25 protein-coding genes are annotated in these 26,438 nt (G+C 67.6%); 17 read left to right on the top strand and 8 right to left on the bottom strand.

Annotated elements, in window-relative coordinates; all coding sequences use genetic code 11:
• Positions 1-142: 142 nt before the first annotated feature.
• From N864_RS01945 to N864_RS01935, 3 genes are all read right to left on the bottom strand, one after another.
• Positions 143-1,063: a PDDEXK family nuclease gene (locus tag N864_RS01945; protein ID WP_034712793.1), complete on the bottom strand. Its 921-nt coding sequence runs from the start codon at positions 1,061-1,063 to the stop codon at positions 143-145.
• A 168-nt stretch (positions 1,064-1,231) separates the two neighbouring features.
• Positions 1,232-2,581, bottom strand: a complete 1,350-nt coding sequence (nhaA, locus tag N864_RS01940; RefSeq protein WP_081793282.1) for a Na+/H+ antiporter NhaA — start codon at positions 2,579-2,581, stop codon at positions 1,232-1,234.
• Between the two features lie 93 nt (positions 2,582-2,674).
• A complete protein-coding gene (locus N864_RS01935; protein ID WP_034712790.1) occupies positions 2,675-3,352 on the bottom strand; it encodes a prepilin peptidase in 678 nt (225 codons plus the stop codon).
• A 183-nt stretch (positions 3,353-3,535) separates the two neighbouring features.
• Between N864_RS01935 and N864_RS23365 the strand changes: the two genes are divergently transcribed.
• Positions 3,536-3,928, top strand: coding sequence for an Hpt domain-containing protein (locus N864_RS23365; RefSeq protein WP_155892780.1), 393 nt, complete (start codon positions 3,536-3,538; stop codon positions 3,926-3,928).
• A 235-nt stretch (positions 3,929-4,163) separates the two neighbouring features.
• Entirely contained in the window at positions 4,164-4,415 is a 252-nt protein-coding gene (locus tag N864_RS24485; protein ID WP_155892779.1) for a hypothetical protein, read from the top strand.
• Here the strand turns inward: N864_RS24485 and N864_RS01925 are convergent.
• Positions 4,392-5,231, bottom strand: coding sequence for a response regulator transcription factor (locus N864_RS01925; protein WP_051518067.1), 840 nt, complete (start codon positions 5,229-5,231; stop codon positions 4,392-4,394). The two genes, N864_RS24485 and N864_RS01925, sit on opposite strands and share 24 nt — an antisense overlap.
• Before the next feature lie 252 nt (positions 5,232-5,483).
• Here N864_RS01925 and N864_RS01920 point away from each other — a divergent pair, with 252 nt between their 5' ends.
• On the top strand, positions 5,484-6,857 hold the full coding sequence (locus N864_RS01920; protein ID WP_155892778.1) for a hypothetical protein: 1,374 nt from the start codon (positions 5,484-5,486) through the stop codon (positions 6,855-6,857).
• Positions 6,858-6,876: 19 nt separating this feature from the next.
• Here N864_RS01920 and N864_RS23360 read toward each other — a convergent pair whose 3' ends face one another.
• Positions 6,877-8,178 (bottom strand): hypothetical protein, encoded by a 1,302-nt coding sequence (locus N864_RS23360; protein WP_155892777.1) that lies wholly within the window; start codon positions 8,176-8,178, stop codon positions 6,877-6,879.
• A 159-nt stretch (positions 8,179-8,337) separates the two neighbouring features.
• On the opposite strand from N864_RS23360, the gene N864_RS26210 reads away from it, so the two are divergent.
• From N864_RS26210 to N864_RS01875, 10 genes are all read left to right on the top strand, one after another.
• The gene (locus N864_RS26210) at positions 8,338-8,550 is read left to right on the top strand and encodes a Flp family type IVb pilin (RefSeq protein ID WP_034712784.1); all 213 of its coding nucleotides are present in this window, start codon (positions 8,338-8,340) and stop codon (positions 8,548-8,550) included.
• Positions 8,551-8,647: 97 nt separating this feature from the next.
• The gene (locus N864_RS01905) at positions 8,648-8,815 is read left to right on the top strand and encodes a Flp family type IVb pilin (RefSeq protein ID WP_034712781.1); all 168 of its coding nucleotides are present in this window, start codon (positions 8,648-8,650) and stop codon (positions 8,813-8,815) included.
• Positions 8,816-8,923: 108 nt separating this feature from the next.
• Positions 8,924-9,334, top strand: coding sequence for a TadE/TadG family type IV pilus assembly protein (locus tag N864_RS23970; protein WP_162164488.1), 411 nt, complete (start codon positions 8,924-8,926; stop codon positions 9,332-9,334).
• Positions 9,335-9,393: 59 nt separating this feature from the next.
• Positions 9,394-10,602: a Tad domain-containing protein gene (locus tag N864_RS23965; RefSeq protein WP_162164487.1), complete on the top strand. Its 1,209-nt coding sequence runs from the start codon at positions 9,394-9,396 to the stop codon at positions 10,600-10,602.
• A 12-nt stretch (positions 10,603-10,614) separates the two neighbouring features.
• Positions 10,615-11,415: a Flp pilus assembly protein CpaB gene (gene cpaB, locus N864_RS01900; RefSeq protein ID WP_240474169.1), complete on the top strand. Its 801-nt coding sequence runs from the start codon at positions 10,615-10,617 to the stop codon at positions 11,413-11,415.
• A gap of 1 nt (position 11,416) precedes the next feature.
• Positions 11,417-12,583: a CpaE/TadZ family protein gene (locus N864_RS01895; RefSeq protein WP_034712778.1), complete on the top strand. Its 1,167-nt coding sequence runs from the start codon at positions 11,417-11,419 to the stop codon at positions 12,581-12,583.
• A 68-nt stretch (positions 12,584-12,651) separates the two neighbouring features.
• The gene (locus tag N864_RS01890) at positions 12,652-13,974 is read left to right on the top strand and encodes a TadA family conjugal transfer-associated ATPase (RefSeq protein ID WP_420805197.1); all 1,323 of its coding nucleotides are present in this window, start codon (positions 12,652-12,654) and stop codon (positions 13,972-13,974) included.
• Between the two features lie 95 nt (positions 13,975-14,069).
• The gene (locus N864_RS01885; RefSeq protein ID WP_240474168.1) at positions 14,070-15,923 is read left to right on the top strand and encodes a type II secretion system F family protein; all 1,854 of its coding nucleotides are present in this window, start codon (positions 14,070-14,072) and stop codon (positions 15,921-15,923) included.
• Between the two features lie 2 nt (positions 15,924-15,925).
• On the top strand, positions 15,926-16,852 hold the full coding sequence (locus N864_RS01880) for a type II secretion system F family protein (RefSeq protein WP_081793279.1): 927 nt from the start codon (positions 15,926-15,928) through the stop codon (positions 16,850-16,852).
• Between the two features lie 18 nt (positions 16,853-16,870).
• Positions 16,871-18,307, top strand: coding sequence for a hypothetical protein (locus tag N864_RS01875; RefSeq protein ID WP_034712766.1), 1,437 nt, complete (start codon positions 16,871-16,873; stop codon positions 18,305-18,307).
• Between the two features lie 68 nt (positions 18,308-18,375).
• Here N864_RS01875 and N864_RS01870 read toward each other — a convergent pair whose 3' ends face one another.
• A complete protein-coding gene (locus N864_RS01870; protein ID WP_051518065.1) occupies positions 18,376-19,320 on the bottom strand; it encodes a sigma-70 family RNA polymerase sigma factor in 945 nt (314 codons plus the stop codon).
• 315 nt (positions 19,321-19,635) lie between these two features.
• Between N864_RS01870 and N864_RS01865 the strand changes: the two genes are divergently transcribed.
• The 3 genes from N864_RS01865 to N864_RS23355 all read left to right on the top strand — a co-directional run bounded on the left by N864_RS01865 (position 19,636) and on the right by N864_RS23355 (position 22,388).
• Positions 19,636-20,538: a glucose 1-dehydrogenase gene (locus tag N864_RS01865; protein ID WP_034712763.1), complete on the top strand. Its 903-nt coding sequence runs from the start codon at positions 19,636-19,638 to the stop codon at positions 20,536-20,538.
• 27 nt (positions 20,539-20,565) lie between these two features.
• Positions 20,566-21,696 (top strand): carboxylate-amine ligase, encoded by a 1,131-nt coding sequence (locus N864_RS01860; RefSeq protein ID WP_034712760.1) that lies wholly within the window; start codon positions 20,566-20,568, stop codon positions 21,694-21,696.
• A gap of 176 nt (positions 21,697-21,872) precedes the next feature.
• Positions 21,873-22,388: a hypothetical protein gene (locus N864_RS23355; protein WP_051518064.1), complete on the top strand. Its 516-nt coding sequence runs from the start codon at positions 21,873-21,875 to the stop codon at positions 22,386-22,388.
• 72 nt (positions 22,389-22,460) lie between these two features.
• On the opposite strand, the gene N864_RS01850 is transcribed toward N864_RS23355, so the two are convergent.
• Complete coding sequence (locus tag N864_RS01850) at positions 22,461-23,330, bottom strand: NYN domain-containing protein (protein WP_081793278.1); 870 nt, start codon at positions 23,328-23,330, stop codon at positions 22,461-22,463.
• A 430-nt stretch (positions 23,331-23,760) separates the two neighbouring features.
• Here N864_RS01850 and N864_RS01840 point away from each other — a divergent pair, with 430 nt between their 5' ends.
• Complete coding sequence (locus tag N864_RS01840; protein ID WP_034712759.1) at positions 23,761-24,066, top strand: hypothetical protein; 306 nt, start codon at positions 23,761-23,763, stop codon at positions 24,064-24,066.
• Positions 24,067-24,234: 168 nt separating this feature from the next.
• On the opposite strand, the gene acs is transcribed toward N864_RS01840, so the two are convergent.
• Positions 24,235-26,244: an acetate--CoA ligase gene (gene acs / locus N864_RS01835; protein WP_051518063.1), complete on the bottom strand. Its 2,010-nt coding sequence runs from the start codon at positions 26,242-26,244 to the stop codon at positions 24,235-24,237.
• Positions 26,245-26,438 lie beyond the last annotated feature (194 nt).

Raw genomic sequence — 26,438 nt, 5'->3', positions numbered from 1 at the left:
CGAAACGTCCGGCTTTCTCCCGCGTGTCGCCCCCACGGCCGCCCTGCCTCCTCACCCCCCCACGCCGGGTCGATGTATCTGCGAGGCGCATACGCCGCGGTGATACATCGACCGCGAGAGGGGGCGCGTGGGACGGAGAGGCTCAGGCGGCAACGATCTCGTCCGTGAGCCCTCGGACGACCTGATCGAGGAAGCGGTCGGTCTCGAGCCGGAGGCCGATGATGTTGATGCGGAGCACTCGGTCGCCCTCGAGCACCACGTCGTTCTGGCGCAGGTTGTCTTCCATCACGGCCAGCTTCTCCTGGTGCTGGGCCCCGTCGATCTCGACGGCCAAGGCGTATTCCTCCCACCCGACGTCGAGGTAGATCCGACCTCCGGCAGTCTCTCGGACCACCTGACGGCTCGGCTCGGGGAGGCCGCGCTCGCGACAGAGCCGGGCGAAGTCGAGCTCGCCGAGGCTCTGGACGCCGAACGCGATGTCTCGCACGACCGCCCGAATGAAGGCTCGGCGGGTCCTGCCTCGAACGAGCCGTTGTGCTGCGGCAAGGCGCCGCGGTGTCGTGAGTCGCTGCTGGACGGTCATCAGCAGGATGAGCGCCGCCTGTCGATCGGAGACCGCCCAGTGCGCCGCCCGGATAGCAGCGACCTCTGGGCGTGCCCGTGGGAGACCGGCGCCCACGAGCTCTCCGGTGACTCGCCGGATCACCTTGTGGATGACGGCGCCCTCGAGCCGGCTGGTGTTGTGGTTGTGCACCGCCGAGATGTGAACGCGGCCATCGACATAGCCGGTGAGGCCCGCATGGTGCAGGGCCGACACACCGTCGACGGCAGCAATGTCCACACCGGTCTCCCAGATCGCTTGCCAGCGGCGGGCCAACTCGGTGACCGGCCCCGTGTGGACGGCGACTGTCTGGCGGCCGGCGCGTCGCCAACGGCCACTGGCAACCTCTGTGGCGACGTCGTGGCGCGTCACGCCATGCGCCGCGAGCTCGGCCCGGGAGACCACGCCATCATGGGGCTCGGCCAGGTTTGCCGCGACAGCACGCCGTCGGTGTCCATCCATCGGTCGAGTCTGTCGACGAGCCGATCCGTCGGCAGCGCCCGACGTCCGACCTGAGGACAACCGTCGAGGAGTCACCGACGTTGTGGACAGCGGCCCTCGTCCCGCCTCCGAGTCGATGTATTTCCGAGCCCGATACGCCGCGCCAATACATCGAATCGGGGGTTAGGTTCACATGTCGCGGCGCTCGTCCTGCTGGTAGGCGTCCGGCACCCCGTCGCCGTCGTAGTCGGCCTGCTCCTCGGCCTGGATCCTGGCGTAGTGCCGGTTCCGCCGCCGGAGCACGACCGTCGCGAGAACGGCGGCGAGGACGCTCCCGACGAGGACCGCGAACTTCACGTGGTCCGTCTGCGCCGACCCAGCGCCATACGACAGCTCGGCGACGAGCAGCGCGACAGTGAACCCGACCCCGCCGAGCACCGAGAGGCCGAACACGTCGGTCCAGCTGAGCGACGGGTCGAGCTCGGCCCGCGTGAACCGGGTGAACGCCCACGTCCCGCCGAAGATGCCGACGGCCTTGCCGGCCACGAGACCGACGACGACGCCGATGGCGGCCGGGTCGCGCAGCGCCTCCCCGAAGCCGCCGCCGACGACGGTCACGCCGGCTGCGAAGAACGCGAACACCGGCACCGCCACCCCGGCCGAGAACGGCTGGAGCCGGTGCTGCATCCGCTCGGCGATCGACCGGTACTCCGGGTCGTCCTCGGCCCACCGCGCGACGGGCACGAGCAGCCCGAGCAGCACGCCGGCGACGGTGGCGTGGATGCCGGACGCGTGGACGAGGCCCCACGTGACGAGCGCGATGACGGCGAGCACGACCGGGTTCGTGAACCGGCGCCGCAGCAGGACGTGCCACACCACGAGCGGCACGACGGCGAGGGCGAGCCACAGCAGGTGCAGCTCCTGCGTGTAGAAGACGGCGATGATGGTGATCGCGATGAGGTCGTCGACGACGGCGAGGGTGAGCAGGAAGGCCCGCAGCGCGCTCGGCAGGTGCGTGCCGATGACCGCGAGTACGGCGAGCGCGAATGCGATGTCCGTCGCGGTGGGGATCGCCCACCCATGGAGTATGCCGCTGAGCTCGCTCCCGCTCGCGCCTGAGGTGAACATCGCGGTGATCACGAACAGCGCGGCCGGCAGGATGACGCCGCAGGCCGCGGCGGCGATCGGGAGGGCGGCCTTGCGCCGGTCGGCGAGGTCGCCGGCGACGAACTCGCGCTTCAGCTCGATGCCGGCCACGAGGAAGAAGATGGCGAGCAGTCCGTCGGCGGCCCAGGCGCCGATGCTGAGGTCCAGGTGCAGTCCGCCGGGCCCGAAGGTCGTGTCGCGGAGCCCGGTGTAGGCGTCGCGCCACGGGGAGTTGGCCCAGACGAGGGCCACAAGGGCGGCGATGAGCAGGACGGCGCCGCCGACCGTCTCGGTGCGGAGCAGGTCCTGCACGTAGCGGACCTCGGGCCAGCTCCCGCGGGAGAGGATGCGGCGCGGGAGGGAGGGCTTCGACGGGGAGGGAGTGGGCGGCATACGACGGAGTCCTCAATGGGTAGGCGTCAGGTCACGCCGACCAGACTTCCCGGCACACCGCCGTCCAGTCTACGGGTGGTCTGCCCGACCGCGTCAGAGCAGGCTACGAAGGAAGAGTGGAGAGGCGATGGCGACGACGGCTCCGAGCAGCATCGAGGGACCGTAGGCGAACTCGTCCTTGCGACCCTTGCGTCGAGTGACGAGCAATGCGGCCGCGACGACGCCGCCGATGAGGAAGGTCGCCATCGTGGCGATGATGATGTGCGACCAGGTCAGCCAGCCGAGCAGCATGCCGAGCAGGCCGGCGAGCTTGACGTCGCCGAACCCGATCGACCCGGCGGGAAGCACGAAGATGAGCAGGAAGTAGAAGAGCCAGAGGGCTGCCCCGCAGATGCCCGCCCGCAGCAGTGCACCCCAGTCGCCGGTGAGGTGGCTGCACACGGCAAGGAGCGCGGCGAGGACCGGGTAGGCGGGCAGCTGGATCTTGTCGGGCAGGCGGTGGACGTCGAGGTCGATGAAGGCCAGCGCGACCATGACCCAGCCGGCGACGACATAGGTGGCCGGGATGAACGGCGGGAAACCCGGCGCGAGGATCGCCCAGAGAAGCATGGTGAGGACACCGGTGACCGGGATGATCCACACGGCCGAGCGCTTCGGCAGGTGGTGCTCGTCCTCGAGCCGGTAGCGCAGGTGCACGAGCTGGGACTGCATGGCGGCGCCCGCCACCACCCCCGCGAGAGCAGTGCCGAGCAGGACCGACAACTCCGGCATACCGGCACTGTATTCACCGGGGCTGCCCCGGAGCAGCCAACCCGCTGAGTGGGCAGCCGCGATCTTGCAGCCTTCTTGCAGATATCGCACGGAAGCCTTGAGATCCGTTCGGCAGAGTCACTCCTGTCAGCGGAACCGCTGGCGACGCGGGAGCGGGGGGAATGCCGGGGGGAGGCGAGGTCGATGGGTCAGTCGCATGACTGGGGGGCCATCGACCCCACCGTCCTCGAACGGTTGGCCGAGGAGTTGGGGAGCCTTGGCGTGGCTCAGCGGATCGGCCGGATCTATCTGGAGCTGCTCGAGGAGCGGGTGAGCCGGCTCTGCACGGCGTGTGAGGCAGGGGACGTTGATGCGGCGCTCGAGACGGCGCTGACGCTCAAGGTGACCTCGGCGACCGTGGGAGCGGCCGCGGTCTCGGGCTGTGCGGAGCGAGTGGAGCGGGGGCTTCGGAACGGTGGGCTCCGGGGGGAGGGCGGCTCCCGGGGAGTCAAGCGGCTCGAGGCGCTGCGGCGGGCGGCGACGGACACGCTCGTCACCGGGTTTGGCCTGGGGAGGCCGACGGGGAGGGGGCGCTGACCGGCTGGGTCGGGGGACCTGGTCATCAGAATTGGAAGGGTGTGGCGAGGTGGGGCGCGACACCCTTCCAAACTTGGCACCTTGGGGCACGCGCATATGCGGCAAGTACGACATAGCGGGACATTGCGCCCACAAAGTGGCCGAATTCGGCTGGCGTCAAAGGCGTTTCTCGGAGGGTCGGATGTCGACCCTCGATAGAGTCGGTAGCGGGGATTGTTCAACAAGGGGTGGATTGATGAACGACAAAGCTGGATGGTTCTATGTCGGCGACGGCTTGCTCCGCTATCGCGACGAAGCCGGTTGGACCGAGCACTTCCTCGAGGCCGAGTCGGTGAGGGGATTCGACGGGCCGCCGCCACCACCCGTGGGCAACGACGAGACCAGGGTCGATGTCGTCGAGGCGACACCTAGTCTCGAATCGGGGAAAGGCGGCGGTCTGCAGATCCGCGCACGGCGACTTGCTCTAGGAGGCCGGCGGCGCCGGTGAGCACGTCGCTCGCTGGCCGTCGAGCTGGGCCGGGTCCTCCATCCGATAGCCGACGCCGCGAACGGTTCGGATGAAGGGGAGCGGCGCAGTCGGCTTGGCGGCCCTGGACAGCTTGCGGCGAAGGTTTCCGACGTGGACCTCGACGAGGTGTTCGTCGTCGGTCCAGCCGTCCCCCCAGATCGTGCGCAGCAGCACGTCGCGACCCCAGACCCGACGCGGCTTGGCGATCATCGTGGCGAGGAGGTCGAACTCCGTCCGCGTCAGCTCGACCTCGTCGTCGTCGATAGACGCTGTCCGGCTGTCGGTGTCGACGCTGATCCGACCGAGGACGATATCGGCCCCGTCAATGGGCGCGTGTGACTCGGGCGGTGAGACGGAAGCCGGGGCGGTCGTTGGGGCATCGGCGTCGGCCGCTGTCGGCTGCTCCATCCATCCCTGCGGGGCTCGCGGGCGACGGAACATCGCGTTGACTCGTGCGGTGAGCTCGCGCGGGCTGAAGGGTTTCGTCAGGTAGTCGTCGGCGCCGATCTCGAGCCCTACGAGCCGGTCGACCTCGTCGACGCGGGCACTGATCATGACCACGTAGGCATCGGACTCCTGGCGGATCCGGCGGCACACCTCAACGCCATCGAGGTCGGGCAGCCCAAGGTCGAGGGTCACGAGGTCCGGCGCCCGCTGCCTGACAATCTCGAGGGCGCGGTGGCCCGAAGATGTCGAGTGAACCGAGAAGCCTTGCATCGCGAGTGAGTGGGTCAGCAGTTCGCGAATGTCGGCGTCATCCTCTACGACGAGCGCCACCCGTTGGGCGGTGTCCATGCCGGTCAGTCTCTCAGAAGCGGATATACCGGGCAGAGGAATGGCGGAGAGTGGCTGTGACCACGGTCGTTGACTCGCCGACATCCTGCCAAGCGTGAAGGCCAGCCAGGGCGCAGCACGGGGCGCGCCTCTGGCGGAGCTGCACCTGCTGAATGGGGTGTTCCCCTGCAGCGTGCTCACTCGTGGGATACCGTCCGAGGCGGCGTCCGGAAGCCTGGGTGCGAGGACCACGACCTGCGGAGTGTGGATCGAGTGGCAACTTCACGAGGAGGCGTCGCGGCCCAGGTGATGACCCTCTCGGTCATTGGACTCGTGGTTGCGCTCCTGTCGTATGGCGTCACGGTCGGCTCCGACACGATGTGGCTCGTGGCGCTCGGGAACGACATCGCGGCTCATAGGGCTATTCCGGTCGGCGTCCCGTTTCTCGACGCAGACACCACCCACTGGGTCAATGTTCCGGTGCTCGGAGAACTGGTGATGGCAGGAGCAAATGCTCTCGGAGCATGGGGCTTGGTGACCCTTCAACTGCTCCTCGTCGTCGTGACCCTCGTGCTTCTGGCGATCACTGCCAGCAGGCTGGGCGCCGCGGATGGGGCCGTCGCCGTAGTGCTCTTCCTCTTCGTGGTTGGGTCCCTCTCCAGCCTCGGAGTGGTGCGCGCACAGACCCTCTCGTTGCCGTGCTTTGCCGCACTCCTGCTTCTGCTGCGGCGCGAGCAAATGAGGCCGAGCAAACTCATCTGGCTCGTGCCCGCCATCACCCTCGTGTGGGGGAACCTGCACGGTGGGGTGCTGATGGGCGTTGCTGTCGCGGGTTGTCACCTCCTCTTCTCCCGTGCACGACGGGACCCGCGAACCGCGATGGCCGTGGGTCTGGCGATGGGCGTCTCGCTCTGGGTCACTCCCGGTGGCCTGCGAACCCACGTCTACTACTGGGACGTGCTCAACAACGCGGCGGCCAAGCGAGGAGAGGGGTTGTGGGCGCCCCTCAGCCTGGGGTCCGCTCTCGACATCGCGTTGGTCTTTGCTGGGCTGGTGCTGCTCGCCCTCGCCCTCGTGGGCCGGCTGCCGGTCTGGGAGTACGTGGCCGTGGTCGGCCTGCTCGTCGCCACCGGGCAGACATCCCGGCACGGCGTCTGGCTGTTGATGCTGCTGGTGCCGCACGCAGCTCGTCACCTCGACCGGCTGGCCCGAAGACGCGTGCGAGTCCCTCGACCCGCGCCAGGGGCTCTCCTTGGCACACTCGTGATCGTCGTCGCGCTCGGAGGGGCGCTACCCGGCGTCGCACAGCGAGCCGGTGCCGTGGCCGCAGCTGCCGATCGCGCGGAACGGCTCGCGGCCCAGGCGGGCAGCGACCGTCCCACGCTCGCCCCGTCTCCATTGGCGGAGTCGCTGGCGGTGGCTGGTGTCCGCCTCTGGGCAGCGAACCCCATCGACGCCCTGCCGCAGGGCAGACAGGCGGCCTACCTCGACTTTCTGGCCGACCCAGCTCGATTCGCCACGACGAGAGAGCACGCGCCGCAGGTCGTCGTGTTGCCTGCGGGGCAACAGCCTCCAGCGTGGATCGGGGCCCGCTACCGGTTGGAGGCGCAGAGCGGCCCATACGTCGTCTACAGCAGTCCGCGGTGAGCCAGGAGTCGGAGACCCCTCAGGGCATGAAGGTGCCGGGCGAGACGACGAGGAACTTGTCGATGTAGTAGACCTGCAGGGCGAGGCCCAGCACACAAGCCGCGGTGACGACGAGGACCCGGTTGCGGGGTGTGAAGATGCCTCGACTCGCTGCCGGCAGGAGGGCGACGCTCGGGCACAGGGCCAGGTAGCGCAGAATCCCACCCGACATGCCGGTGGCAGCCAACAGGAAGGTCGGATAGACCCACAACCAGCTTCGAAGGGTGTGTGGCCAGTCATCGGTCCAGCGGTTCCGAGAGATGGCGAAGAGGATGAGCACCAGGATCGCGAGGGTGACAGCGAAGGGCCAGTTGCCGTCGCGTACAGAGTGGCCGAACCAACCCAAGTTCAGCATCGAACCGGAGGAGGTGCGCTTTGAGGCGGCTGCCGAAGTCGACTGGAGGTGGGCTGCCATCCCGGACCAGAGCCAGATGCCGACGATCCCAATCACTCCGACTGCGGCCAGACCGAGGGCGTCCCGTCGGGAGAGCCGCGCCCCTCGGCGCCAAGCGATCGACGCGAACAGCAGAGCACAGACGACCGTCAGGGGCACCGTGATGAGGCGGGTGAAGGCAAGGAGGGCGGTCAGGCTTGCTGCTGAGAGGTAGTGGCGCCCTTCGATGGCCCACAGGGTCGATACGAGCAGGAGGAGGGCCAAGGATTCGCTGTAGGCCATCTGCAGGATCGGGGCTCCGATGAAGCACGACGTGAGCAGGACTGCACTGACTCCAAGCGCGACGCCACCCGTTCGCTCCACGAGTCGGTAGAACACGATCATGGCCGCGGCCCCGAACAGGAGGTTCAGGGCTGTCGCGGCAACGGGCATCGAGAGCCCTGACATCAGCATGACGGCACGGACCGCCATGGGGAAAAGGGGTGGGAAGGCCCAGGCCCAATAGGGATCCGGATTCGAGCCGGTTGCCGTCCCGGCGGCTCCTGCGCCTGGATAGCCCTCCGCCGCGATGTACTCGTACCACTGTCCATCCCAGTTGATGATGACACCAAAGTATCCGGGGTCCGGTGGCAGATCTTGATAGACAAACATGCCCGGATTGCTCCCGCTCGTCAGGGCCATTTGGTCGTGCGAGGCAAGGATGATGATCAGGGCATCGAAGGCCCGGATGAGGCCGAAAGCCGCCACCGGGAACCACCAACGGAAGCTCCGGGAACGGGCGCTGCGTGCGATCGTCGCCCTCAAGCGGTGCCGACGGGACCGCTCCTGACTCATGGCACCGCGTGCGATCTGGGCGGTGCCGTCGATCGCCTTGGATGATCCCCTCACGGCCCAGAGCCTGCCATGGGGCCTGCCCGGATAGTGCCATTTCGCGGCAAGTGATCCGCTCCTACCGCACAACTGGTTCGGCTGCCTCCCGAGGGTGGGTCGAAGGCGGGCAACACGACTTTCGGGGGTTTTGTCAATTCTGTCCCCCGTCGAGCAGAGATGCCCTACCGTTTCGCTCGGGAGGTGGATCTCATGGGGTGGCACTGGATCCAAGACTGGACTCTTCGAGGCCGGCGGAGGCACGACTCGGGGGCGACGGCGGTGGAGTACGCCATCATGGCGTCTCTCATTGCCGCCGTCATCGCGGCAGCCGTGGCGCTCATCGGGCCGCCTCTTGAAACCATCTTCGCGTCTATGGCGAACGGCCTCTAGCCGGTACGCTTCACTTTTTCAGGACAAAGTAGCATTAGAGCACATACGGTTGCCTCGGGACACACGGGGTGGCCCACCGCAATGGGAGGAAATTCAGATGACCAAGCTTGCTGCCAAGCTCCAGACCATCCGCGCCGAGAAGGGCGCCACCGCCGTTGAGTACGGGCTCATGGTTGCCCTCATCGCCATCGTCATCATCGTGGCCGTGACCCTTCTGGGCGGCAACCTCAGCAACCTCTTCAACACGGTTGCGACATCGATCTGACCGCCGCGCTGGTGGCTCTCGGGAGCGAGGCTCCTCGGAGCCTCTCCTTCCGGGAGCCACCATTCATATAGGCGGTGGGGGCCGCTTGACTTTGGGGGAGGGATGGGAATGATGCTTGTTCGGCGACGCACCGATCGCGGCGCTTCGGCGGTCGAGTTCGCGTTGGTTCTGCCCCTCTTCCTGCTCGTGATTGCTGGCGTTGTCGACTTCGGACGAGCCCTCTTCACCCAGGTGGTCCTCACCAACGCGGCCCGTGAGGGCGCCCGCGCTGCCATATTCACTACTTCGACACCAGGGCCATCGGTCCGCGCCAGCACGGCCGCGCCTGGTGTCAGTCCGTTGGCGATTCAGGTGATCGCCTGCCCCAGCACGTCGACCACGGCCGTGTATGCGACGGTCGTCGCGGCCGTTCCGACGTTCGACTGGATCATGCTCAAGCCCGTCATGAATATGTTCGGCGCCGGCGGTGCACTCCCCACATCGCTGTCAGGTAAGGCGGTCATGAAATGCGGAGGATGACTAGGCGAGGCCAGTTCAAATTTTCGGGCCATCGGACCCGTGAACGTGGCGCGGTCGCGGTGGTCACGGCGATCTTCACCGCCTTCATCGTCATCGCAGCCTTGGCGGTGAGTGTCGACGTCGGTCGTATCACCTCCGAGCGTAGCCAACTACAGAACGGGGCTGACGCAGCGGCTGCTGCGCTGGCGAGCTTCTGCGCCGACGGCTCCGTCAGGTGCAGTGCCGACCCTTCGGTGAACAAGCTGCAGGAGTTGGCGGGACGGAATGCTCAGGACGGCAGTGCTGACCTAAGCGGAGGTAGCTACGGTGGAGGATCGTGGGATCCAGCTTGCTTCCACGGGACTTTAGACGTCCCGCTCCCGGGCGTGAACTGTCCAGCCGGTGAATATGTGGACATCTCGAATTGCCCGCCGGCTCCTGACTGGCTCACGGCCGACTTTCCGTATGTCGAGACGCGACCACACACCCTCGAGAAGGACTCGACCACCATCCTGCCGAACATCTTCGGCAAGGCGCTGTCGGGAGCCTCGACTGGCGACACGTACCGCACCTGTGCGCGAGCAGCATGGGGCTCTCCGAAGAGCTACTCCAGTACGGTTCCCGTCACGTTCTCCATGTGCGAATGGCAGGAGTTCATGGCTACGACCGGGAACGTGTATGGGGACAAGCCCGTCGGGAGGCCAGGGTATGGAGGCGCCGACCAGCCGCCTTGGCCATCGGCCAACTATGACCAGGTCATCTACTTGGCCAACTCCGACAAGTCGGCGCCCTGCACCAAAGATGGAAGAGACGGACCTGGCGGGTTCGGCGATGTGCAGGCTCCGGGGTGCCAAGCCACGGTGTCAACCGGCGGATGGCTGGTGGGCGACAATGGAGAGAACATCGCAAGCGACTGCAAAACCGTCCTTGCCAACCTGAGGGGCACCGTCGTTTCGATTCCCGTATTCGATTGCCTCTACAAGCTGAACACGACGTACAACGGCCCACTGCCCGGTAACGATGTCTGCGACGGAAGCGGCAGTGGGGGCACGTACAACTACCATGTCGCAGGTTGGGCCAGGTTCTACATCTCCGGATACTCGTTCCCGGGCGTGCGGTCGCCCAGCTACATCGCGGCGACAAATACGAGTCCTCAGGGCTATCCCTGCACCAACAGCGAGAGCTGCATCTCCGGCTGGTTCGTCAAGGGCGAGCTGGAAGCGGATGCGATCCTCCCCCCTGATGGATCGAGCGACTACGGCTCGTACGCCATTGTTCCGGCAGGCTGAACGAGAGAGAGCATGAAGATGAACCGACGCTTGATCGTGATCCTGTCGGCCGTGCTGCTTGCGTTGCTCGGGACTGCCCTCGTCATCAACTACGTGCGAAGTGCGGACGCTCGCGCCATTGCGAGTCAGCAGCCGGTCAAGGTCTATGTCGCCGAAAAGCTGATCCCGGTCGGAACGACCCTCAAGGATGCCCAACGCACCCAGCTGATCGCCGAGACCCACGTTGCGGCGCAAGCACTTCCCAAGGGCGCCCTTCAGGACATCAATCCCGAGAACAACACCCTGCTGGCGCTCTCGGACATCCAGCCCGGTGAGTTCCTCATGTCGGCCCGTTTCGGAAACACGCCGGTCGGGGAAAAGGCGATCGAGGTTCCGCCCGGCATGCTGGCCGTGTCCCTGCAGCTCTCTGACCCGGCTCGCGTCGGCAAGTTCGTCACCCCCGGCTCGCACATCGCGATCTTGGCCACGCACACCATCAAGGCAGTCGGAACGGATCCGGAGGTGAAGGCGTTGAACGACCTCGCCCTCACCGGCACGTCACCCCTCCTGCCCGATGTCCAAGTCATCGCCATGGGCGACACCCCTCTCGCCGCCCCTAACCAGGACTCGAAGGATCAGGCGAAGACGCCGGGCTTCCTCGTCACGGTCGCGGTGTCACCCGACGACGCGGTGCGTCTCGTCCACGGCATCAACAACTACACCCTCTATGCCGGGTTGCGCGGTCCCGACGTGAAGATGGACGCCAACACGCAGGCGAACGACGCCACGCTCTTCAAGTTCGACCCCAAGGCCCTGCTGAAGGAGGTGCAGTAGCGTGACCATTCTCTGGGATCTTGACCCGACGACGACCGAGAGCTATCGGTTCGCTCTCGGTGGCAGCGTCGAAGTCCTCGGGCACGGTCACGCGGTCGGCCGCAGCATCGAGGAGGGCGGGGAGCACCTCGTCGTCATTGGGCCCGACGTGGCACTCGCCGCTGCCTGTGAGCTGGCGGAGCAACTGCGGGTCTCGCATCCGGAGGTAGGAGTGATCCTCCTGCGCCACCGGCTCGAAGTGGGAGTCCTCGCCCAGGCGTTGCGGAGCGGCATACGAGAAGTCGTGCAAGCAGATGACCAGGCTGCCTTGGCCGATGCGGTCAGACGCAGCGAGGCCCTGACCGCCCAACTCGGTGGAACGACGATGGCCGCGGCGGCTACGGGCAAGGTCGTCACGGTGTTCTCTGCCAAGGGCGGGGTGGGCAAGACGACCCTCGCCACGAATATGTCGGCTTACCTGTCGTCAACGGGCGCGCGCACCCTCCTCGTCGACCTCGACCTCATGTTCGGGGATGTCGCGATCAGCCTGCAGCTCGTCCCCACGGGGTCCGTCATGGACGTCGTCGCCATGTCAGGCAATATCGACCTGGAAGGGCTCAAGTCGGTCGTCACGCGCCACGAGCCAAGTGGACTGGACGTCCTGGCGGCGCCCTCGGACCCCGGCGACGCGGAGCGGATCGGGGGCGACGTCATCACGGAGCTGCTCCGAGTGGCTCGGAACCACTACGACTACGTCGTCGTGGACACCCCGCCGTCCTTCACCGAGCATGTCCTTGCCGCCTTCGATGTGAGCGACCTGACGGTCCTCGTCGCCACCCTGGACATCCCTGCGCTGAAGAACCTGCGCATTGCGCTGCACACACTCGACGTCCTGGGGGCGCCCAAGGAGACGCGGACCGTCCTGCTCAACCGAGCGGACCTCAAGGTCGGCTTGGCCTCCAGTGATGTGGAGGCGGCCCTCAAGGTGCCGGTCGTCGCAGAGGTTCCCTTCAGTCTGTCCGTTCCTGCCGCCGTGAACCGCGGTGTGCCCCTTGTCCTCGAGGAGCCCCGCAGCGCGGTTTCCCTCGCGATGCGCCACTTCGTGGACCACGAGGTGCGCCAGCGCTTCGGAGAGACGATCCAGAACGGCGCTAAGCGCAGCTTCACCCTGCTGAGGAGCAAGAGATGACGAACCTTGCCGAGCGACTCGACCGCGCCCGCCAGGTCCAAGGCGCCTTCGGGCAGTCGCCTGTTCAGATGCGGGAGCCTCAGGCGCTCAGCTCCCAGGGCACCGCCAAGCGCCCCGTCGACCCCTTTGCGGCCGTCAAGGAACGCGTGCACCAAGAGCTGATGGACTCACTCGGCCCGCGGCTCTATGACCCGCACCTGCCTGAGTCGGAGTTGGCCGCTCAGGTTCGCGCGACCCTGCAGCAAGTCATCGATGCCGAACAGACTCCGCTGTCGCACGCCGACCGGATCAAGATCTCGCAGGACATCTCGGACGACATCCTGGGGCACGGACCGCTCGAGCCGTACCTGCGTGACACCGAGGTCAGCGAGATCATGGTCAATGGTCCGCACTCCATCTACATCGAGCGCTCGGGCAAGCTGTATCCGGTCGACGCTCAGTTCGCGGATGATGCCCACCTGCGTCGGACGATTGACAAGATCGTGAGTCGAGTCGGTAGGCGCGTCGATGAGTCCAGTCCACTCGTGGATGCCCGCCTGCCCGACGGCTCACGTGTCAACGCAGTGGTCCCGCCGATCGCCTTGGACGGATCCCTCTTGACGATCCGTAAGTTCTCCGCCGATCCGTTCACCGACCGGGATCTCATTTCTTTTGGAACGTTCTCGGTCGCGGTTCGCGACTTCCTCCAGGCCTGCGTGCTGGGGCGCCGCAACATCATCATCTCGGGCGGCACCGGGTCCGGAAAGACGACAACCCTCAACGTGATCAGCTCCTTCATCCCAGAGGACGAGCGCATCGTCACGATCGAGGATGCCGCCGAGCTTCAGCTGCGCCAGGACCACGTGCTCCGGCTTGAGTCCCGGCCGTCAAACATCGAGGGCAGGGGCGCGATCCCGATTCGCGAGCTGGTCCGCAACTCGCTCCGTATGCGGCCTGACCGCATCGTGGTGGGTGAGGTGCGCGACGGTGCTGCCCTCGACATGCTGCAGGCGATGAACACCGGTCACGACGGGTCGCTCACGACGGTCCACGCCAACACGCCTCGAGACAGCCTGTCGCGTCTCGAGACCATGGTGCTGATGGCCGGCGTCGACCTGCCCGTGCGAGCCATTCGGGAACAGGTCGCCGGCGCGGTCGACCTCATCATCCAGCAGACGCGGCTCAAGGACGGTTCCCGCAGGATCGTGGCGATCACCGAGGTGGTCGGCATGGAGGGCGAGGTCGTCACCCTGCAGGACATCTTCACCTTCGACTACTCGGCGGGCCGGGACGAGAGTGGGCGGTTCCGAGGACAGTTGGTGCCCACGGGAATTCGCCCGAAGTTCACTCAGGAGCTCGCCGACCTGGGAGTCGAGCTGCCCTTCACCCTCTTCTCCCGGGTGGGGCTGTGACACGAAGGCTCCCCAGCCTCTTGCTGGCTGTCGGCGCCTCCGCGGGCCTGCTCCTGGGCACGGCCTCGGCGGCCTCGGCAGACAGCGCTCCCATCGTGTCCATCAGCGACGTGAAGACGAGCGGGTCGACGGTCCAGGGAGTCCTCACGTTCCGAAGCGCCGGCGTCGTGCAGGTGGACGAGGGAACCTTCGTCGCGGCGATAGATGGCAAGGCGACGCCTGCCTCCATCACCAAGGCCACGCACATCGACCGCACGGCCATGTTGGTCATCGACACGAGCGGATCCATGGGGGCCCCTGGAATGGCGACCGTGCGCGCAGCCACCAAGTCGTACCTGCAGGAGGCCCCAGCGGATGTGCGCATCGGCGTCGTCACGTTCGCCGACACCGCGGGCGTCGACCTCAAACCGACTGAGAACCGGTCGGCCGTCCAGCGCGTCGTGAACGGGCTCGCCTCCCGCGGCGACACGAGCCTCTATGCGGCAGTCCAGGACGCCGTCGCTGCACTCGGCACGGAGGGCGACCGCAGCATCGTGCTGCTGAGCGATGGCGGGGACACGGTCAGCAAGAACCGTCAGGCGGAGCTCGGCAGGACCACGGAAGCCGTGCGAAAGGCGGGTATCCGCGTCGACGTCGTCCGCTTTCGGACCAATGACCCTGATGCAAGTGCGGCTCTGAGCCAGTTCGCAGGGGCAAGCGGCGGATCCGTCATCGCGGCCGACAATGCGGAGGCGGTGGGGGCCGCCTTCCAGACGGCGGCTCGAGCGCTCAAGTCGCAGGCCGCCTTCCAGATCCAGCTGCCTGCGCCGCTGGGTGGTGCGCATGCGATCAGGCTGAGCGGCACCGTGCAGGGCCAGCCGTTCTCCATCTCGCAGAAGGTCGACTTCGGAGCAGCCGCGGCAGTTCCCACGCCGCAGACACCTCGGGGCTCGCCCAGCGTTGCGTCACCACCGTCGAACCTCGCGATGGCCCCGTCCCGGATGCCGTGGATCGCCAGCTCCATCCTCGGAGTCGCGATCTTCCTGCTGGCGTTCGGCATCTTGACGCCCAAGCTGCAGACCCGGCGCGAGCGACGGCTGGCGACGATCGAAGCCTACGTCGCACCGATCCCGGTCATGTCGCGATCGGAGACCAAGGGACACCCCGCCCCCCTGAGCGAACAGCTCGTCGACCTCGGCGAGCGCGCCATGAAGGGGCGCAAGTCCACCGCCCGCACCCTTGAGCTCATCAACAGGGCGGACCTACCGCTGAAGGCGGGCGAGTGGTTCGTCCTCACGGTCATCGCCGTCGTGGTCGGGGCGGCCCTCGGTGCCATTCTCGCCGGTACGCCCGCCCTGGGCCTGCCCTTGGGCGCAATCCTGGGCGCGGTGCTGCCCCAGCTGACGCTGCGAATCCTGGCGAGCCGCAGGGCATCCGCCTTCGAACGCGTCCTGCCACAGTCTCTCCTCCTCGTCTCGACCGGACTGAAGAGCGGCTTCGGCCTGCCCCAGGCTCTCGACTCGCTGTCCCGGGACGGGGCAGAGCCGGTGGCCAAGGAAGTCTCGCGTGCCCTTGCCGAGACTCGCATCGGCACCGATATCGCCGATGCGCTGGACCACGTCACCGAACGGATGGGCAGCAAGGCCATGTCCATGGCGGTCATGGCCATCCGTATCCAGCGCGAGGTCGGCGGCAACCTGGCCGAGACCCTCGAGACGACGGCCCATACGTTGCGTGAGCGCGAGGCCCTCTACCGTCAGGTCCGAACGCTGTCCGCGGAGGGACGTCTCTCCTCGTACATTCTCATCGGCCTGCCCATTGGACTCTTCTTCTACATGCTGGGCGTCAACTACGGCTATGTGTCCCTGCTGTGGACCACCGGCATCGGCCTCGGGATGCTGGCGGGAGGCATCATCATGTTGGGCCTTGGGATCGTATGGATGCGTAAAGTCGTGCGGATCGAGGTCTGATCGTGATCACCTTGTACATCGGAGTGGGCCTGCTGGCACTGGGGATCTTCGCTCTGGCTCTCAGCCTCGCCCTCGGTGTGACCTCGGGGGGCCCGACCGGGGTGGCGAAGTCCCTGGCCCTAATTGAAGGGTCGGTGAGCCAGCGCACGGCCCTCAAGACCGAGCTTGCCACGAAGGACCGCCTCGTCACACCCCTCTTCGAGCGCACTCGGGCCCTGGCGCTGGCCCTTTCCCCGAGTGGGACCACGGAGCGCCTCACGAGGAGTCTCGACAGAGCCGGTAATCCCTCCCCGTGGACCGTGGAACGGATCATGGGTGTCAAGGGGACCGCGCTCATCATCGGCGCCGTCCTCGGTTTCCTCTACGGTGGCGGCCTCACCCTCGCGGGCATCGTCGTCTCCGTTGGGCTTGCCGCGGGCTTCTTCTATCTGCCGGACCTCCTCATCTACAACCTAGCGTTGAAGCGGCAGGAAGTCGTGGCTAAGGGGTTGGCCGAGGCCCTCGACATGCTCACCATTTGCGTCGAGGCGGGCCAGGGCTTCGACTCGGCCCTCATGCGGGTCGCCAAGAACGCCGAGGGCCCCATTGCGGGGGAGTTCGCGCGCGTGATCTCGGAGATCCAGATCGGCAAGTCCCGGGGCGAGGCCTTCGCGGCGCTGGGCGATCGAGTGACGCTGCCGGACATCAAGAACTTCGTCTCCGCAATCGTCCAGGCCGACCGCCTCGGCCTGCCGATCGCCGCCGTCCTTCGGGAGCAGACGAGCGTCATGCGGCTGACGCGCCGCCAGAGGGCGGAGGAGAAGGCCCAGAAGGTCACCGTCAAGATCCTCTTCCCGATGCTGCTCTGCATTTTTCCGGCGCTCTTCATCGTCATCATCGGGCCAGGTGCGATCCGCATGATGGACACGCTGTTCAGCGGCGGCCTCTAGGGCGCTGTTGCTCATCCCATGACCGCAACTCTCTCTCCGACGCGGGGCACTGCCGAACCCCGGCTCACGTTGCCCCGCAGGGTCGTCCCCTGGCTCGCCGGCAGCGCCATCGGGCTCCTCCTCGTCCGGATGACAGGTCCCGTCGTGGACCCGGACACGTTCTGGCACATCAGCACCGGGGACTACGTGCTGGCCCACGGGAACTTCGTGGGGCCGGACCCCTTCGGCGCCTCTGCCACGAAGCCTTGGGTGCTGAACCAGTGGCTCCCGGAAGTGCTCATGAGCTGGGCGGACCGACTGGGCGGGTTGGGCGCTGTGGTGTGGCTCTACGATCTCGTCCTGATCCTCTTGGTTGGAGCGATCTGGGTTTCCTGCCGGCGCCGGGGCTCTTCGCTCGTCGCGGTCGTCATCACGGCCTTGGCCCTCTGCGCGACGATCGGCAGCCTGTCGCCCCGACCGCAGGTCCTGACCTTCCTGTTCATGGCGCTCACCGTGGACGCGTGGCTCCGGACTGCCGACGACCGGCGGGCACGCTGGTGGCTCGTCCCCCTGAACTGGCTGTGGGCCTGCAGCCACGGGATGTGGTTCCTCGGCCCGGGAGTGGCGCTGCTCGTGATCCTGGGCATGGCGCTGGAGCGCCCCAGATCGGCGACGAGGCTCGTTCGACTCCTGCTCATACCCATCGGGTCTCTGGCAGCCGCTGCGCTCACGCCAGCCGGCTGGGCGATCCTCGTCTCCCCGTTCCAGGTCAACGAGGTCACCGGGTACATCCAGGAGTGGCAGCCGGTCGAGACCAGCTATCCCCCCTTCATCGCCGCACTCGTCCTGGTCTGCCTCGTTGTGCTGAGCGCGGGCCGCACCCGAGTCGGGCGGCGGTGGACCACCGTCCTACTCGCGCTCGCGGCCACCTTCCTGATGTTCCGGTACGGCCGCACGATCGCTGTTGCTGGGGCCATGCTGGCACCTCTCGCATCTGTAGCCCTCCAGGAGCTGACGGGAATGTCCCGAGAACCGGTGAATCGGCGGGAGCGCCTTGCGCTCTTTGCTGTTCCGGGCGTGCTCGTGCTCGCCATGACGCTCATGGTCCCGGCACTACGGCTGCCGGGAACGGGGCCCAACGCCCTTGACCCCCAGCTGGCGGCGCTGCCGAGCGGAACGATCGTGTGCAACGACTGGGCCGACGGTGGGTGGCTCATCTACAAACACCCCAACGTCCGCGTGACGATCGACCCTCGGGCCGAGATCTACTCGACTGATCACATCGAGGGCTACGGCAAGCTCCTGCAGGGCCAGCCGGGGTGGCAGCAGTACGTGGACGAGACCGGGTGCCGCTACGCCCTCTTCGGCAAGGACTCAGCAGCCGTAGAGGTGCTCAGGCTGTCGAAGTGGCAGCGGGTCGCGGCGGGCGACGACTACCTCCTGCTTCGTGCACCTGCGGCCGGAAGCCGGACCTGACCCGAGCACCAAAGACGGTGGTGGCGTGCGCAATTCGCGCACGCCACCATCGTGGTTCCCGCTGAGGGTCAGACTGCGCGCAGCCTCGGCTGTGCATTCAGCCGGTGCTCGCCGCGCAGCAGCGAGGCGGCCTTCGCCCGACGGACGCCACTGCGGCGCCGGCGGGGAGTGGTGGCCGGCTTCGGAGCGGCCTCCGGCTCGTGCTCGAGATGCTCGCGCAACCGCTCGAGGATCGCCCGGTGCAGGCGGGAGACCTGCATCTGGCTCACGCCGAGCCGCTCGCCGATCTCGGCCTGGGTGCAGCCTTCGACGTAGCGCCACCAGAGGATCTGGCGCTCGCGGTCGTCGAGGTGGGCCATGGCCGACTGCACGCTGAGCATGTCGTCAATGCGGGCGAACTCGTCCCCGTCGGCGGCGATCATGTCGGAGAGGGGAGCGGACCCCGCCTCGGCGTCACGCGTCGGTGCGTCGAGCGAACGGGAGTGGTAGGCCGCCTCCGCGCAGACGCACTCGCGCACTGCCGTCTCCGGCAGGTCGAGGTCGGCCGCGACGTCGGCGTGGGTGACGGTCCTGCCGAGGTCCTGCTCGAGCCGTTCCCGGCTCTCACGGACGTCGGCGCGCAGCTCCTGCAGCCTCCGGGGCGGGCGGACGGACCACGTCGCATCCCGGAAGTAGTGCTTGAGCTCGCCGCGGATCGTCGGACCCGCGAAGGACGTGAAGTTCCGGCCGGAGCCGGGACGGTAACGGCGCATCGCTGCCACGAGGGCAGCGCGCCCGATCTGGACGAGATCCTCACGATCGACGCCACGCCGCTGGAACCGCAGTGAAATCCGGTCCGCGAAGTCGATGTTGAGGCTGATGATCTCGCTCTCGAGGGCCTCCCGCTCGGCGGGAGTCGCATCTTGCATCTTCTCGAAGCACGCCTCCGTGCGCTGGTCACGGTCGTTACGGTCGGTGCGGGCGGTGGAGAGCTTCGAGGTGGTACGGGCGAAGGTTGAAGTCGCAGAAGACATCGCGCTGGGCTCCGTTCATTGCATAGTGCGGTGAAACTGAGCGGGCGCGTGGTTTGACCCGGTCTCGGTCCTTCGACCGTGCCACGAGTTACGACCAAGTGCAACCCGGCATGCGAAAGGAGACGGCTCGTGACTACCCCTGCAGCGAAGTGTTAACACTGTGACGTGCGTCATCTGTATGCCGCTCAGCCGGCGTTCAGCGGAAGGTCACCTTCCGCGCGGGCGGGCTCAGCGGCATACCTCGTGGGTGGTGGTGACGGCGCCGACCTCATGGGTACGTCCCGAGCGCAACCCAGCCAAGGAGGTAGGTCGACCATGGCCGACATCGCGCAGCGCGCCCAGTCGATGGTGCGCAAGGACGACAAGGGCGGCTTCCCCGCCCAGACCCAGGAGCCGCCGGGCTCGTTCCAGGTGATGGACCCGGTCCCCGACCATGGCGAGGAGACCTATCAGGGGCACGGCCGGCTCACGGGGATGAAGGCGCTCATCACCGGCGGCGACTCCGGCATCGGGCGAGCCGTCGCCATCGCCTTCGCGCGTGAGGGGGCCGACGTCGCGATCAACTACCTCGAGCCCGAGGAGTCCGACGCCAGCGACACGATCGACTGGATCGAGAGGGCCGGCCGCAAGGGCGTCAAGGTGCCCGGCGACATCCGCGACCGCGCGACGTGCGAGCAGATCGTCGCCGAGGCGGTCGAGCAGCTCGGCGGTCTCGACATCCTCGTCAACAACGCCGGCTTCCACTGGGACAAGAGCGAGCCCGGCATCGCGCACATGGCCGCGGAGCACGTCGAGCGGGTCTTCCGGACCAACCTGCACGGTACCTTCTACGTGACCCAGGCGGCGGTCGAGAACATGCAGTCCGGCGGCGCCATCATCAACACCACCTCGGTGCAGGCCTACGAGCCTTCACCGACGCTGCTCGACTATGCCGCGACCAAGGCGGCACTGACGAACTTCACGGTCAACCTGGCAAAGGAGCTGGGGCCGAAAGGGATTCGCGTCAACGCCGTCGCCCCCGGGCCGATCTGGACGCCGCTGCAGCCGGCCACCCGTCCGGAGGAGAAGATCGAGACGTTCGGGGCGAACACCCCGCTCGGTCGCGCCGGCCAGCCGGCCGAGGTGGCTCCCGCCTACGTCTTCCTCGCGTCGCCGTCCGACGCGAGCTATGTGTCCGGGACGGTCCTCGGTGTGACAGGTGGCGAATCCGTCTTCTAGCCCGCTTGGCGCCACTACCGTTGGTGCATGACGCGGACCGTGGGGGTCGAGGAGGAGATGATCCTCGTCGACCTCGGCACGGGCCGGCCGCTGTCGGTCTCCGGGGCCGTCCTCGCGAAGGCGACCCAGTCGCTCGGGCAGGACCCGGCCGCGAAGGTCGGGATCGTGCCGCGGGGCGCCGTCGAGGGGGAGTTCCAGCAACAGCAGCTCGAGATCCACACGTCCCCGGTCGTCGACCTCGCCGATCTCGATGCCGAGCTGCGGCACTGGCGCGGTCTCGCCATCGAGCTGGCCGAGTCGGTCGGTGCCGGGCTCGTCGCCCTCGGGACGTCGCCGATGGCGTTCGCGCCGCGGTCCGTGCCCTCTCCGCGGTATCAGGAGATCCGTGACCTGCTGGGGCTTACCGCCCGGCAGCACCTCACCTGCGCGTGCCACGTCCACGTCAACGTCGAGTCGGATGAGGAGGGCGTCGCGGTGATGGACCGGGTGCGGGTGTGGCTGCCCGTCCTCCTCGCCGTCAGCGCGAACTCGCCCTATTGGCAGGGCGAGGACACCGGCTATGCCAGCTATCGCACCCAGGCCCTGACCCTCTGGCCGTCGTTCGGGCCGCCCGAGCGGTTCGGCAGCGCCGCGGCGTACCACCGGCTCGTGTCGATCATGCTCGACAGCGGGGCGCTGCTCGACGAGGGAATGATCTATTGGGACATGCGGCTGTCGGCCCGCTATCCCACGGTCGAGATCCGGTCGGCGGACGTGTGCCTCGACGTCGCCGACACGGTGTTCGTCGCCGCCTTGTGCCGCGGCCTCGTGGAGAGTGCCGCCCGGGACTGGCGGCGCGGCGAGCCGGCGCCTGACGTGCCGACGTCCCTGCTGCGGGTGGCGACGTGGCAGGCCGCAAGGTATGGCGTTGACGGTGACCTCATCGACCCCCTGACGATGCGGCGGGCGCCCGCTCGGGACGTCGTCGCGTCGCTCGTGTCGTATGTCGCAGCGGCCCTCGACGAGTGCGGTGACCGGCTCGTCGTCGACCGGGGCGCGGAGCGGCTCTGGACCCGGGGGGCCGGCGCCTCCCGGCAGCGGCGGACCATGGAGGGCACCGGCCGGCTGGTTGACGTCGTCGAGGAAGCGGTCCGGCTCACGGCCGGCCAGGACGCCTGACCCCCGCGCCCTCCCTCCCTCGGGGATGAGGTAATCCGGGCGGTGAGTGCCGCAGTACCTCAAACGAGGCCAGTCGAGGGGACAAACGGGACATCCGGGCGATATCGTTTGTAGCGGTCACGAAGCGAACCTTCTCGGGCCAGCAGAGAACCAGTCCGACCAAAGGAAGAGAAATCGTGAAGACCATCCGCATTCGCAGGAGCGCGCTGCGCACCGCGGTCGCTGCCGGCAGCGTCGCAGCACTTGCCACGCTGGGCGGCGCCCTGGCCTCCGCCGACGACACCCCCTCGCCGTCCCCGATCGTTGCACCGGCCGACCAGTCGGAGCCGACGAGCACGGAGACGACCACGACTGAGCCGACCGAGACCGAGACGGCGGAGCCGACGGAGACCGAGACCGCGGAGCCGGCGGAGACCGAGGCCGCGGAGCCGACCGAGACGGCCGAGCCGACCGAGACGGCCGAGCCGACCGAGACGGCCGAGCCGACCGAGACCGAGACGGAGTCGCCCAAGCCCGCCTTCACGCCCAACCCCCGGGCCATCGCGAACCACAACGACGGCCGTGGCCAGGACGACAGCCACGCTGACGTCCGTGGCGGCGGCAACGTCGACCACCGCGCCGGTGAGCACAAGGCCAAGGGCGCCAAGCAGGGCAAGCACGAGAAGAGCGAGCGCGGCCACAGCGGCCGCTGACCGCACAGCCCGCCACGTAGGCCGCCCACCTCCGAGCGCTCGGAGGTGGGCGGCATACGTCTGCGGTTGTCCTCAGCCGAGCGGTTTCGGGGCCTTCTTCACGGTCGGCTTCTTCGCGACTGCCTTCTTGACGGCTCCGCTCTTGGCGACTGTCTTCGATGCGGAGGGCTTGGCCTTCGCAGTCTGATGGCTGCCTGACTTGGGCTTGTGGTCGGAAATGACAACCGGGCCGCCGTTACGGACGACGGTGAACAGGCCGATCGCCTCGGCGAGGTCGCTCAGCTTCTGGTAGCCGTAGCGCCGGGAGTCGAAGTCGGGCGCCTGCTTCTGGATGAGCCCGCCGACGACGCTGAGGTGTGCCCAGCCGTCCTCGCCGGAGGCCGCGTCGATCGCCGCGCGGAAGAGGTTGACCAACTTGGTGTTGCCCCGTAGCTGCTCGCTGGACTGTTGTTCTCGACTGGGGGTCGCGACGTCGGCGCCCTTGTCCTTGAAGATCTCGGTGTAGATGAACTGGTCGCAGGCGATGACGAAGGGGCGCGGGGTCTTCTCCTCGCCGAAGCCGATGACCCGCTTGCCCGACTCCCTGATGCGGGAGGCAAGCCGGGTGAAGTCGCTGTCACTCGAGACGATGCAGAAGCCGTCGAAGGTGTCGGTGTAGAGCAGGTCCATTGCGTCGATGATCATCGCGCTGTCGGTGGCGTTCTTGCCCGAGGTGTAGGCGAACTGCTGGATCGGCTGGATCGAGTAGTCGAGCAGCGTCTCCTTCCACTTGCCGAGGTTCGGCCGGGTCCAGTCGCCGTAGATCCGCTTGACGCTGGCGACCCCGAAGCGGCTCACCTCGGCCAGGAGACCCTCGACGATGGAGGGGTCGGCGTTGTCGGCGTCGATGAGGACGGCGAGCTGCGCGTTGCTGGAGTCGTTCCACTGCGGTGTTGCGGGCATGGGCACACTCTGCCGCACTCCTCCGCTGGTTCGAGGTATTGGGCCGCCACCGGCGTCCGGCTATTACCTCGAACGGGGAGCGGTCCGGGTTGAGGGTACGCCGCCTGTGGACAAAAGCGAGGCTGCGTATGACAATGGCATACGTTGAGTCGATGCAGGAGGTGGACTGGAGCAAGCGGGGCCTGTACATGTGGAACAGGCATGGCGTCCGCCCGGAATGGGCCGATGAGGCGTTGCGGGACGCCAACCGGTTGGTCCTCGAGCCAGACCCGGCGAGCACCTCTGGCCGGAGTGTTCGAACGATCGGCTGGTCTGCCTCGGTACGTAGAGTCCTGACGGTTATCACCGTTGAGGACCAAGGAATCGTCTATGGAGTGAACGGATGGGCCGCCAACAGGCACGACAGAAGGCTGTACGAGGGCGCTCGCAGGTGACGAAGTTGGACGCCCTTCTGGATGCGGAGGGCGCGGCGGCGGAGGCGAATGCCAATGCGCCAGTAACGAGTAGCACCAGGGTGACGAGGCCGGGGATGGAGCGTGCCAAGGTGCTCTCCGTTCGCCTGAGCGAAGACGAGTATGAAGAGCTCCTCCTCCTCGCTGCCCGGTCGGGCGTTGGTCCCTCAACCATGGCGAGGGGACTGATCCTGCAGGGCCTCATGGAGCCGCCGCCCTCGCCGTATGAGGCCTCCTTGGCGGCCCGAGTGGCCGTTCTCGAGGAGTGGGTTGCCGCTCACTGAGACAGGCGGTGGCGCCGAACGCTGACTCGACGGGAGCCGGCAACAGCGATGCCGCTCACTTCCCGCGAAGGAAAGTGAGCGGCATACGGCTGAATTCGGTTGTCGAGTCGAGGTATTCCGCGGTCACCGGTGACTGCGGAATACCTCGACCCCGTGCGGAGGGGGTGGTCAGGCGTTGGCGCCGCCCGCGGACATGCCCTCCTTGATGAGGTCCATGACCGAGCTGTCGGCGAGCGTCGTGACGTCGCCGACCTCGCGGTTCTCGGCGACGTCGCGCAGCAGTCGGCGCATGATCTTGCCGGAGCGGGTCTTGGGCAGCTCCTGCACGATCATGATCTGCCGCGGCTTCGCGATCGGGCCGATCTCCTTGGCCACGTGGTTGCGCAGCTCGGCGACCAGCTCGGTGCCCTCGCCGGGCTCGTCGGCCTCCTGGACCGCCTCCTGCCGCAGGATGACGAAGGCGCAGACCGCCTGGCCGGTCGTCGCATCGGTGGCCCCGACGACGGCGGCCTCGGCGACCTTCGGGTGCGAGACGAGTGCGGACTCGATCTCGGTCGTGGAGAGCCGGTGGCCGGAGACGTTCATGACGTCGTCGACCCGGCCGAGCACCCAGATGTCGCCGTCGGCGTCCTTCTTGGCGCCGTCGCCCGCGAAGTACATGTCGCGGAAGCGCGACCAGTAGGTCTCCTTGTAGCGCTCGGGGTCGCCCCAGACACCACGGAGCATCGAGGGCCACGGCTCCTTGATGACGAGGTAGCCACCGGAGCCGTTCGGCACCGACTCGCCCGCGTCGTCGACGACGTCGGCCGTGATGCCGGGGATCGGCCGCATCGCCGAGCCGGGCTTGGCCGCCGTGACGCCGGGGAGGGCGCTGATCATGATCGCCCCCGTCTCGGTCTGCCACCAGGTGTCGACGATCGGGCAGCGGTCGCCGCCGATGACCCGGCGGTACCACATCCACGCCTCCGGGTTGATCGGCTCGCCGACGGAGCCGAGGAGGCGCAGCGAGCTCATGTCGAACTTCGCCGGGATGTCCTCGCCCCACTTCATGAAGGTGCGGATCGCGGTCGGCGCCGTGTAGAGGATGCTGACCTTCTTGTCCTGGACGATCTCCCAGTAGCGGCCCTGGTGCGGGGTGTCCGGGGTGCCCTCGTACATGACCTGCGTCGCGCCGAGCGTCATCGGCCCGTAGACGATGTATGAGTGGCCGGTGACCCAGCCGATGTCGGCGGTGCACCAGTAGACGTCGGTCTCAGGGTGGACGTCGTGGACGACCGCGTTGGTGTAGGCGCACTGGACGAGGTAGCCGCCGGTCGCGTGGAAGATGCCCTTCGGCTTGCCCGTGGTGCCGGACGTGTAGAGGACGAACAGCGGGTGCTCCGCCTCGACCGGGGTCGGCGTGTGCTCGGCGCGGGCGCCCTCGATCGCCTCGTGCCACCAGAGGTCGCGGTCGTCGGTCCAGTCGGTGTCCTGGCCGGTGCGGCGCACGACGAGGACCTTCTCGACCGAGGTGTCGCCGTGCTCGAGGGCGGCGTCGACCGCCGGCTTGAGGGCGCTCGGCTTGCCGCGGCGGTAGCCGCCGTCGGCCGTGATGACGACCTTGGCCTGGACGTCCTGGATGCGCGAGTGGAGTGCCTCGGCGGAGAAGCCGCCGAAGACGACCGAGTGCGGAGCGCCGAGGCGGGCGCAGGCGAGCATCGCGACGGCGGCCTCGGGGATCATCGGCAGGTAGATCGCGACCGTGTCGCCCTTGCCGATGCCCAGGTCGGCCAGGGCGTTCGCGGCGCGCTGCACCTCGACGTGCAGGTCGTTGTAGGTCAGGTCGCGGCTGTCGCCCTCGGGCTCGCCGACGAAGTGGATGGCGACCCGGTCGCCGTGGCCGGCCTCGACGTGCCGGTCGACGGCGTTGTAGCACGCGTTGAGCTCGCCGTCGGCGAACCACTTCGCGAAGGGAGCCTCCGACCAGTCGAGCACCTGGGTGAAGTCGGTGCTCCACGTGACGTACCTGCGGGCCTGCTCGGCCCAAAACGCCTCGCGGTCGTCGGCCGCGCGGCTGTACTGCTCGGCGGTGCCGTTGGCCTGGGCGGCGAACTCCGGGGGCGGCGGGAAGGTCCGGGTCTCCTGCAGGAGGTTCTCGAGCGTCTGATCGCTCACGGCATCCACCTTTCGCATCGTCATTGATCGGGGTCCACTCAAGTGGACCGTTTGCCACGCTACAAGGGGCGCGTGGGAGCCGACCGCTGAGCGGTCCGATTTGGTCGACAGACGGTCCGCGGTATGCCGCTCACCTTGGTCCCGCTGCCACCTCACCTGGGTGGTCGGCGGGGATGCTTCCGGTTGCGGGAGTGCGGTGGGCAGGAGAGGCTGCGGGT

The sequence above is a fragment of the Intrasporangium chromatireducens Q5-1 genome (assembly GCF_000576575.1).
Classification (GTDB): Bacteria; Actinomycetota; Actinomycetes; order Actinomycetales; family Dermatophilaceae; genus Intrasporangium_A; species Intrasporangium_A chromatireducens.
Note: the sequence above shows the minus strand (reverse complement) of the source record. Positions and strands in the feature narration are given on the sequence as shown.

Excerpts from the sequence above, each read along its gene's own strand:
- N864_RS01945 (WP_034712793.1), bottom strand. The coding sequence starts at position 1,063 with ATGGATGGACACCGACGGCGTGCTGTCGCGGCAAACCTGGCCGAGCCC.
- nhaA (WP_081793282.1), bottom strand. The coding sequence starts at position 2,581 with ATGCCGCCCACTCCCTCCCCGTCGAAGCCCTCCCTCCCGCGCCGCATC.
- N864_RS01935 (WP_034712790.1), bottom strand. The coding sequence starts at position 3,352 with ATGCCGGAGTTGTCGGTCCTGCTCGGCACTGCTCTCGCGGGGGTGGTG.
- N864_RS23365 (WP_155892780.1), top strand. The coding sequence starts at position 3,536 with ATGGGTCAGTCGCATGACTGGGGGGCCATCGACCCCACCGTCCTCGAA.
- N864_RS24485 (WP_155892779.1), top strand. The coding sequence starts at position 4,164 with ATGAACGACAAAGCTGGATGGTTCTATGTCGGCGACGGCTTGCTCCGC.
- N864_RS01925 (WP_051518067.1), bottom strand. The coding sequence starts at position 5,231 with ATGGACACCGCCCAACGGGTGGCGCTCGTCGTAGAGGATGACGCCGAC.
- N864_RS26210 (WP_034712784.1), top strand. The coding sequence starts at position 8,338 with ATGCCCTACCGTTTCGCTCGGGAGGTGGATCTCATGGGGTGGCACTGG.
- N864_RS01905 (WP_034712781.1), top strand. The coding sequence starts at position 8,648 with ATGACCAAGCTTGCTGCCAAGCTCCAGACCATCCGCGCCGAGAAGGGC.
- N864_RS23970 (WP_162164488.1), top strand. The coding sequence starts at position 8,924 with ATGATGCTTGTTCGGCGACGCACCGATCGCGGCGCTTCGGCGGTCGAG.
- cpaB (WP_240474169.1), top strand. The coding sequence starts at position 10,615 with ATGAAGATGAACCGACGCTTGATCGTGATCCTGTCGGCCGTGCTGCTT.
- N864_RS01890 (WP_420805197.1), top strand. The coding sequence starts at position 12,652 with ATGCGGGAGCCTCAGGCGCTCAGCTCCCAGGGCACCGCCAAGCGCCCC.
- N864_RS01875 (WP_034712766.1), top strand. The coding sequence starts at position 16,871 with ATGACCGCAACTCTCTCTCCGACGCGGGGCACTGCCGAACCCCGGCTC.
- N864_RS01870 (WP_051518065.1), bottom strand. The coding sequence starts at position 19,320 with ATGTCTTCTGCGACTTCAACCTTCGCCCGTACCACCTCGAAGCTCTCC.
- N864_RS01865 (WP_034712763.1), top strand. The coding sequence starts at position 19,636 with ATGGCCGACATCGCGCAGCGCGCCCAGTCGATGGTGCGCAAGGACGAC.
- N864_RS01860 (WP_034712760.1), top strand. The coding sequence starts at position 20,566 with ATGACGCGGACCGTGGGGGTCGAGGAGGAGATGATCCTCGTCGACCTC.
- N864_RS01850 (WP_081793278.1), bottom strand. The coding sequence starts at position 23,330 with ATGCCCGCAACACCGCAGTGGAACGACTCCAGCAACGCGCAGCTCGCC.
- acs (WP_051518063.1), bottom strand. The coding sequence starts at position 26,244 with ATGACGATGCGAAAGGTGGATGCCGTGAGCGATCAGACGCTCGAGAAC.